The organism is Nodosilinea sp. P-1105 (assembly GCF_012911975.1).
Taxonomy (GTDB): Bacteria; Cyanobacteriota; Cyanobacteriia; order Phormidesmidales; family Phormidesmidaceae; genus Nodosilinea.
In genome coordinates, this window is record NZ_SMDQ01000123.1 from 1 (window position 1) to 5959 (window position 5959).

The window sequence follows — 5959 nt, forward strand, 5'->3', positions numbered from 1 at the left end:
CCTTGCCCGTCAGTCACTAAAAGCACAAACCCTCAGTCCCTTTCACTTAGAGGGTTTCCCGGCTTAAATCACACCCCCACCTAAGTACAGCAGGGTGTCTAGCCAACAGTTGCGAAGGATACCAGGTCCAACGATAGGTGATACTCCAGCGTCAGCTTTCAGAAGCTTGAAAGCCTTATCCAGCAATCTTTCGAGGGACATCATCAGATTATAAGCCTTATGGCAAACACAGCTTCCTTCGCAAACCTATACAATAATTGACTTCTGCATCTGAGTTAGGGGAACACCGCCCCAAATCTCCACCTGCTCCAATGTATGTTGAGAAATGGGGTAAAACCTAAGACTATCTTCCTCAAAATCGACGTATCGAGCCAATCTTCGTTTCATTTCATCATACTTTGCTTTAGCTAAAACCAACTCAAAAACACTATATTGAACTCGCTTGCCGTATCCTTCCAAGATATCAGAAACCTTCTTGCGTCGCCGATTAGAGGATATATCGTAGGCTACAAGATATAACAGCATGGCATTACCGAATTAGATAGGGCTGAAATAGATCTTTAGGAGTATAGACAAAACGTTTATATTCTTTCACTTGGGTCATCAGCAAATCCCAGCGGGGCCGAGGTTTATCCCCTCCAGCTTTAATTTCTTCCTCCATACGAGCGATAAACGCCCGCAAATACTTACGACGACCAATCTGGTTCAAATAGCAGCCACCCTGGTTAACCGTAAAGTCAGACTCCACATCCATGACCCGGTGGTTCACCAGGTACAGCATCAGTGAGTCGGCTAATGGGGCGCGAAAGGCTTCTAGGAGATCAGAAGCCAAGGCGGCATGTTTGCGAGTTCCCTGGTGCAGGCAAGCATCGTAAGGATCTAAGTTTTGGGCTTCGATCAAGCTATACAGATGATTCCAGAGCAGCTGATAACCAAAGCTGAGCATGGCATTCACTGGGTTAGTAGGGGGGCGACGGCTACGTTCCCGAAATGGAAAAGCGGGATTGATTAAGCAATCCCCTAGAGCCGCAAAGTAGCAGGCAGCCCCAGCCCCTTCCAGGCCCATCAACACTGGGTTTGATGCAGCATTGCCTGCGCTAATAATAAGGTCTTCTAGCTGAGTGGCCGCCTCTGCGATGACCTGACTGGATCGTACTCGTGCCTGCCGTAGCAATAACACCCGGCTATTCCGCAGTTTGGCCTGCACAATCGCTCTAGCTACTGCCAGGCGTGTTTCTTCATCCAATTCACTCTGGTATCGAGCCAGTTGACGATAGCCCTGTGGCATGGGCAGCAATCGCCCCAAACATTGTCCCATCCGCGACAGATACAGAATCGGAATATTACGCTTGAGGCAAGCCCGCAGAGCCTGGGTCGTAACCTGGCACTGACCAAAGATCAGTACCTCTCTGACCAGTGGTAATTGCACCTGCTGTTGAGTAGTGTCTTGATGTTTAACGATCAGTTGTTCTTGCCGAAGACTAACGGAGCACCCCTGCTGAGAAATATAGAGCGTTGACATAGCTTTTCCCTTCACTCGAAGTCGGCTTCTGAGGGAAGTGGGCATCGATTACCCACCCCACGGTCTAGACTGAACTGGGAACACAGTGATAAGTAGGTAGGCTCAATTATCTTGTAGACGGGTTTCGACTTCGCTCAACCCTCAAACCCTTGCCGGACAAAGGATATAGCTGATTGAGCGGAGTCGTAAGCCTAACGGCTGGCTGCGCCTACGCTTTGCGTCTCCCTTCGGGAGAAAATCAGCGGCGGGTATGATGACCTTTGATTAGCCCCGGCTACTTATCAATAGAGTGCCCAGGTTTTTTGAGCTGACAATGAAGGAAAGTTAGAGTTACCTTAAAGACACGAACAATAAACTTTTCTACAGACAAAATCTGCCACTTCAATAGTTCTTGAGTACCACTATTGGTAATTAATTTCAGAGGCCAATTTCTGACTTTATCTTAACGGAATTGGCTAAGCCCCCAATGATAAAGAGACTCCAGGAATGACATTGATCCTAACGGCGGCGGGGAAATGTGCTTCAGCGTTGTCACCATGGCACTGTGGAGCGATTCTACATCGGTAGGGGTCCTGGATCGGTCTTTCCACAGCCTGCACAGGTCTTTCAAGGTCATGGCCTTGGCCTGGTGTACAGCCTGGTTGCGAGCATTACGAATGCCATCAAATCGATTGTAGAGTGCCCCTTTCAGGGGTCGCCCTTGGACCTGAAACCAGCTATCAATCAGTTGTTTGAAGCCTGGATGGCGTTTTTTGAGTTCGTCATCGCTAAACCACTGTTCGCTCTGGCTACGCAAATAGAGTAATCGCTCCAGGGTTTGGGCAAAGCGCATAAAGGCATCGGTGTAGTTACCCTGGCGCAGCAGTAGGTAAATCAAAAAGCTGGTTTCCCATGTTTGGGCTAGGGGACTATGGCGAATTTCTTTACTCTGGTCCTGCCAGACGCCAAGCTGCTCGGGTTCAACTAGCTCCGCCAAAGAACCTGCCTGCAACCATTGGGCTATCCCTTGAGGCTTGAATAGGGCCTCAATTTGCCAGTTGGTGGCTAAGCTCAGGTGCTGGGCCAGGCGATAAAGCTGACGATGGCGGTCTTGGTGGGCCATTAGCCACAAGGCCGCTGCTTGAAAATTGCCCTGCTGCCAGGCCGATACGATCCGCAGCCGCTCGATGGGCCAAAAGTACTCGCCAATGGAAATCACCTGATGGTGCTGGGAGCGACTTGCACTCTGGGTCTCTCTAGCGTAGAGGGGCTCTGGCTCAGTGGGCACCACCTGAAAGACTGGATACTGGCGCACTAGGCCAGCGGCGCAGATCTCTAGGCTTTGGGCGATCGCCGGTACCGCCCCCTTGGTCTGAATCAGCAAAGTAAAGTCGTCTATCCCCTTGGTATGCTCGACCAAAAAGCCTTCTAGAGCATGGCGGATAGCCGATCTATCGTTAGCGGCCACCACTGGCTCAAAGACCTCTGCGGTAAGCTCGGGCCAAGTCTGGCGAATTTTGCCTGCCATTAGGTGTGCTAGCCAGTGGGTATCCCGACTGCGATAGCTGGCAGCAGTGGTATCGGGCTGGCGGGTGCCCCACAGCACCACATGGGTTAACCCCTGGGAATATTGCCTATCGATCACCTCGTGGTCGAGGAGAAGCTCTACAGGGTCAAAACGGCCTGCCAAGGCTTGCAAACAATGGTCATAGTAGCGCTGCCCCAAGTCCTTTACGCTCCAGACTTGGCCATCCTGGCTGCCCCGCTGGATACCGAGTTCGGTATAGAGCCGGTCGGTATGACGGGGATGCTCGTTGCGATCGCCATCGGCCCCAAAGCAGCAGACGGTGCGATCAGCACAGCGCCAACCCACCTGGCGAGTACCGACGGTAATGATCAGGGTTCTCATTGCAGTATTCCAACAGTCGGACATTAAATAATTGGCAAGTAAGTGATGCGATCCTGGAAATCTGTCTCCTCAGAAGCCATTGCAATGAAGATCAGTTCTTCTAGTTGTTGACCTAAACTTAGTTCGTCATTAAGAATAAAAATTCCAGGAACATGCCGCCCTTGGGCCAGATGGTCGGCCAAATGGACTGGCATTGATTTTCGATTATTCGTTAATAAAATAAATGAATGCTCTTCGCACCAGCACAGAATATCAGGATCAGACGTTTGTATTGCAGGTGTACCTGGCATGCCGATCCTAAACACAATAATCTCAGGCTCTTGTCGTTGAATCTGCATTTGGTATACAGAATCAACGTTCTCATCTAAAAGGTACTTAAGGGCCATCAGCCTATTGGAATGCTGCTTTTTCTGCCTTGAGTTGCCGCAGCTTCAAGACCTGGGGAGGTGGATTTTGGCGTTGTTCTTCCCGCTTTTTATGGCTCCATTCCATCCAGTCAGTCAGGTAGGCGCTGACAGCTTCTTGATTGTGCAGGTAGTACAAAATCGTCGCATATACCTGTTCCAGGTTCAGGGAAGGATAGCTCTGAGCAATAGCTTCGGGTGTACGACAACGGTGGATGAAGTCGTAAAGTACTGTCTCGATACCAACTCTGGTTCCTTTAAGACGAATATCGTCTGGGGCTAGGAAATCAAAGTAATCTTCTAGTTGCATAGAATCATCCTTCTCGAAGCTTAACTTTAGTTGAATATTACAATTTCCGTTGAGATTGATTAGAAAGGAAAAACCTGAGCATAGCTATCGCGACCAGTTCCCTGGCGTAGTGCTGCAACGAATCGCTTCCGGGGATCTTGAGTGGCGCCAAACACTGTCACCACCTGATACTCCTCAAGATCTGCGATCCAAACTGGGGAGGGTTTGACATTTTTGCCCCGAACCTCTCCACAAAGGTTGCCATCGTAGTCTATCTGCCCACGTCGATTTCTCACCTTGAACTCATCACTGTGCAGTATCGCTAAGGCATAGGGCTTATCAAAGTCTTGAGCACCGCTACAGACAATAATACGGCAGTGCTGGTCAACAGCTTCTGTCCAGCGATCGCCCTTAACTGCCCCAACCGTTTGGAGTTGACTGGGATCAATAGGGCGATTGGCGAATCTGCCTAGGGCGTTATAGAAGGCTTGTAACCGGCGGCGAAACAAATCTCGAAACTCTCGAACATCGCAGGGGAGTTTCCAAAATGAATCCTGAGTATCGGGAATCAACGTAGATCCACGCCACCAGGGCGCCCGCTCACGGTTTTGACGGGAATAGCAGGGACGTCTTGCCCCTTGGCCAACGCCTCCCAGATGAAACATCATCCAGGTCAGAGTTTTGAGCAGGGTTTCGAGGTCGCGCCGTTGATCCGTAGGGGCTTCTGACGAATAGGCCAAAATCAGTCGTCCAGACTGCTCTCCACAGGGATCGTCTTGGCCTTGACGATTAGGTCGAGCTTCCCGTTGCACGATGCGACCATCTGCAATCCTGACCATGACTTTACCCCGTGCCTGCCTGGGATTGATGGCACCAAACAGTTCTCCTTCTAGACGTTGCACCTCCCGAGAGGGCAATACCCCTAGGGCAAAAGCGCGGAACCAGTAGCGCAGCATAGACTTAAATGCTACTGGGCGTACTTCGGCATCGGAGTTGCCGCGCATTTGCCACTCATGGCGACGCTCATTCCAGGTCCACTGGGTGAAGCGCTGTCGTCCATGGATCAGCTGTCCTGCCAAGGCAAAGTCCAAACTAAGGAATTCCTGGGGGGATGTAGATGACTCTGCCTGGACGAGACTACCGTAGCCCGTATTCACCTGGGAGCCGATTCCAGCCTGAAGCCCGCGCGTCAGCCATCCTTTCACTTTGGTCAGTATGGCTGGATCAGCGGCTGGTGTGGGGCGCACACCAATTAAGAAGGTGGCTTCTTTGAGGGAATAGAAGGGGTTGGGATTGGGTGAGTAGAGCAAGTTGCGACCCGCTACATCCCAGGACCAGATGTTGTTGGCCATGTCTACTGCCAGGCCACCTCCGTCCCCTGACGGTTGTGGTAGCGGATAGGCGTCTAGAAACATTACTTTGCCCGATCGCTCTTCACTCTTTTTGCTGTCCAGATAGCCAAAATACTGCCGTGAGATCGCTTCTTCAGCTAGTTTCCAGGATAGATTATCTTTCTCCATCCGCTCTCGAATCGCTTGGGCTCTAGCAATTCCCCGCAGGGTACTGGAAGGGATATAAGGCATTCCCAGGGCGTCAAAGGCAGGTAGCAAAATGCTTTCCGGGCCTCGGTGGCCCCCTACCCGGATGCGCCACAGGCACTTAACTTGAAAAGTATTGCCAGCACCAGCGATGCGTTGGGTGCGATTGGTGGTAGTGCATTAATGCACGGGACGGAGGAAAATCAGACTACGCCACCACGATAACCAGGGAGACAAGCGCATGGCTATTGAGATGACCTGTCCGACCTGTGGGTCTCACGATATCTCCAAGAACGGCACCAGCCATCGGGGGAAGCA

General features: G+C 51.2%; 6 protein-coding genes. All 6 read right to left on the reverse strand.

The window, feature by feature from the left end; all coding sequences use genetic code 11:
- Positions 1-246: 246 nt before the first annotated feature.
- Complete coding sequence (cas2, locus tag E1H13_RS25970; protein WP_169617866.1) at positions 247-525, reverse strand: CRISPR-associated endonuclease Cas2; 279 nt, start codon at positions 523-525, stop codon at positions 247-249.
- A gap of 4 nt (positions 526-529) precedes the next feature.
- Entirely contained in the window at positions 530-1522 is a 993-nt protein-coding gene (gene cas1 / locus E1H13_RS25975; protein WP_169617867.1) for a CRISPR-associated endonuclease Cas1, read from the reverse strand.
- Positions 1523-1964: 442 nt separating this feature from the next.
- On the reverse strand, positions 1965-3410 hold the full coding sequence (locus E1H13_RS25980; RefSeq protein ID WP_169617865.1) for a hypothetical protein: 1446 nt from the start codon (positions 3408-3410) through the stop codon (positions 1965-1967).
- A 23-nt stretch (positions 3411-3433) separates the two neighbouring features.
- Positions 3434-3796 (reverse strand): DUF5615 family PIN-like protein, encoded by a 363-nt coding sequence (locus E1H13_RS25985; protein ID WP_169617868.1) that lies wholly within the window; start codon positions 3794-3796, stop codon positions 3434-3436.
- A gap of 4 nt (positions 3797-3800) precedes the next feature.
- A complete protein-coding gene (locus E1H13_RS25990; protein ID WP_169617869.1) occupies positions 3801-4124 on the reverse strand; it encodes a DUF433 domain-containing protein in 324 nt (107 codons plus the stop codon).
- Positions 4125-4183: 59 nt separating this feature from the next.
- Positions 4184-5794 (reverse strand): RAMP superfamily CRISPR-associated protein, encoded by a 1611-nt coding sequence (locus tag E1H13_RS25995; protein WP_169617870.1) that lies wholly within the window; start codon positions 5792-5794, stop codon positions 4184-4186.
- Between the last annotated feature and the right edge of the window lie 165 nt (positions 5795-5959).

Coding starts and splice junctions, on each gene's coding strand:
- cas2 (WP_169617866.1), bottom strand. CDS start 525: ATGCTGTTATATCTTGTAGCCTACGATATATCCTCTAATCGGCGACGC.
- cas1 (WP_169617867.1), bottom strand. CDS start 1,522: ATGTCAACGCTCTATATTTCTCAGCAGGGGTGCTCCGTTAGTCTTCGG.
- E1H13_RS25980 (WP_169617865.1), bottom strand. CDS start 3,410: ATGAGAACCCTGATCATTACCGTCGGTACTCGCCAGGTGGGTTGGCGC.
- E1H13_RS25985 (WP_169617868.1), bottom strand. CDS start 3,796: ATGGCCCTTAAGTACCTTTTAGATGAGAACGTTGATTCTGTATACCAA.
- E1H13_RS25990 (WP_169617869.1), bottom strand. CDS start 4,124: ATGCAACTAGAAGATTACTTTGATTTCCTAGCCCCAGACGATATTCGT.